At 71.6% G+C, this 2,073-nt stretch carries 2 protein-coding genes; both read right to left on the bottom strand.

The window, feature by feature from the left end:
• Window positions 1-455: 455 nt before the first annotated feature.
• A complete protein-coding gene (locus DBR36_RS17855; protein WP_108320284.1) occupies window positions 456-848 on the bottom strand; it encodes a VanZ family protein in 393 nt (130 codons plus the stop codon).
• Window positions 849-970: 122 nt separating this feature from the next.
• On the bottom strand, window positions 971-2,073 hold a 1,103-nt coding region (locus DBR36_RS13755; protein ID WP_219927658.1), incomplete at its 5' end, for an AarF/UbiB family protein.

Raw genomic sequence — 2,073 nt, 5'->3', positions numbered from 1 at the left:
GGTGTGGCGCGACTTCGAGCGTCAGGCCACGCTGGCGGTGTCGACCATCCTGGGGGCCGTGTCGACGCTGTCGGGACCGGCGACCGGGACGATCAAGCCGCGGCCCCTGACGCGGCGGGAGTATCGCAGCCGTCGCGCGGGGGATCCCTTCCGCCCGGTCATGCGGGGGCGTGAGCGTGCTGGGCATCGACGTCAACAAACTGGTGCTGGTCGGCATCCTGATCGGACTCGTCGTCGGGCCCGGCCGGCTGCTCGCGTGGAGCCGGGAACTGCCGCGCCGCGTCGGCCGCCTGCACGCGCTATACCAGCAGGGGCGCTCGCAGGTGCTCAACGAGCTCGAGACCGCGGCGCCCGACTGGAGGGAGTACGACCCGCGCCGGCTGGATCCCCGGCGGCTGCTGCGCGACCTCGCGGCCTCGGCAGACGTCCCGGAGGTCGCCGCGGAGCGGGTGATGTCAGTCGCGACCCCGGGTGTGGCGGCGGGTGACGCGACGACGGACGGAAGCCGTGATGATCGCGCCGACGAGCGCACCCGTGGCATTGGCGACGACGTCCGCCGCACTCGCGGTACGCCCGGGCAGGAAGAGCGCCTGGGCGGTCTCGACCAGGACCGGGACGCCCAGCGAGACGCCGAGCACGGCCCAGGGCCGGCATCTCACGAAGAGCGCGAGCAGCACGCCGAAGGGCACGAACAGCACGACGTTCAGCGCGAAGTCGACGTGCAGCGGGCTCGCGCCGGGGAAGGCCGCGTAGATGAGGCCGTAGGCGAAGCCGGCGTCCCGGTCGAGGTGGTCGGGCCACAGCAGGATGACGGCGAGCGCCACCGCGTACAGGCCCGTCAGCATCATGAGGGTGCGCCGACGGGGGCGGATCCCACCGGCCGGGAGCCCATTTCGCCCTGAGTCCTGCGGCGAACGGCGGGACCGCGGGGGTCGCCTACGCGCGGCGGAGCGAGAGGGCCGCGGCATCCTCAGTCCTTCCTGGCGAAGGTCCGACGGACGATGCGCAGCAGGCCGAGGAAGCCGAAGAGCCCGATTCCGGCCCCCAGCACCGCGAACAGGGTGATGGATCCCCCGAGCACGGGTCCCCCGCCGCTCACGATCAGCACGACGGCCAGGACGACGGCCGCGATGGACACGAGCGTTGAGGCGATCTCGGCCGTCGCGCGGTCGAGCAGACCGCGCAGGTCGCGGCCGTCCTCTCCGCGCAGGGTGATGCCGATCGACCCCTTCTCGGCGCCGGTGAGCAACGCGTCCAACCGACGCGGAATCTGCTCGAGGCGCGCCATGCCGATCACCGCGTTCGCCTGCAGGTCGGTGGCCATGCGCGAGAGCGACAGCGTGCGGCGCAGCAGGGTGGGCATGAGCGCGAGCGCGCGACCGGCCATGTCGAAATCGTCGACGATGACCCGGAGGCATCCCTCGAGTGTCGCGAAACTGCGGAAGGCGGAGGCCAGTTCGCCGGGGAGGGCGAGGCGATGCTGACGGATCACGTCGACCATCCGCGTGAAGATGGACGCGTGCGCGTCGCTGCGCAGGTGCTCGGTCGTCAGGACCACGCCCACGTCATGACGGAAGGCCTCGACGTCGAGGTCGGCGGGGGCCTCCACGATGAGGAGGAGGGCATCGACGGCCGCGATGTCGTTCTCGCTCAGCGCGGCCAGCAGCAGGGCTGTGAGGTGCTGACGGCGACTGCGCTCGATGACCCCGACGGCTCCGAAGTCGATCATGCCGAGCGTGCCGTCCTCGCGCAGCAGCACGTTGCCCGGATGCAGGTCGGCGTGGAAGACGCCGTAGACGAGGATCTGCTCGATGACCGTCGACATGAGCACCTCTGCCAGACGGTCGCGCGCGGCGGCATCCATCCGTGAGAGTCGGTCCGCGGAATCGCTGAGCGCGGTGCCGTCGACCAAGCCCATCGTCAGGACGCGCTGGTGCGAGGCGGCGGGGAAGATCGCGGGAGCCGTGACGGCGCGCCGCCGGAGGGGATCGGCCCGGTCGATCCGGTCGAGGGTGGCGCCGATCATCTGCGTGTTGCGGGCTTCGATGCGGTAGTCGAGCTCTTCGAGGAGCG

Origin of the sequence: Microbacterium sp. HMWF026, assembly GCF_003061325.1 — a bacterium.
GTDB lineage: Bacteria > Actinomycetota > Actinomycetes > Actinomycetales > Microbacteriaceae > Microbacterium > Microbacterium testaceum_E.
This window is presented reverse-complemented; position numbering and strand designations above follow the sequence as displayed.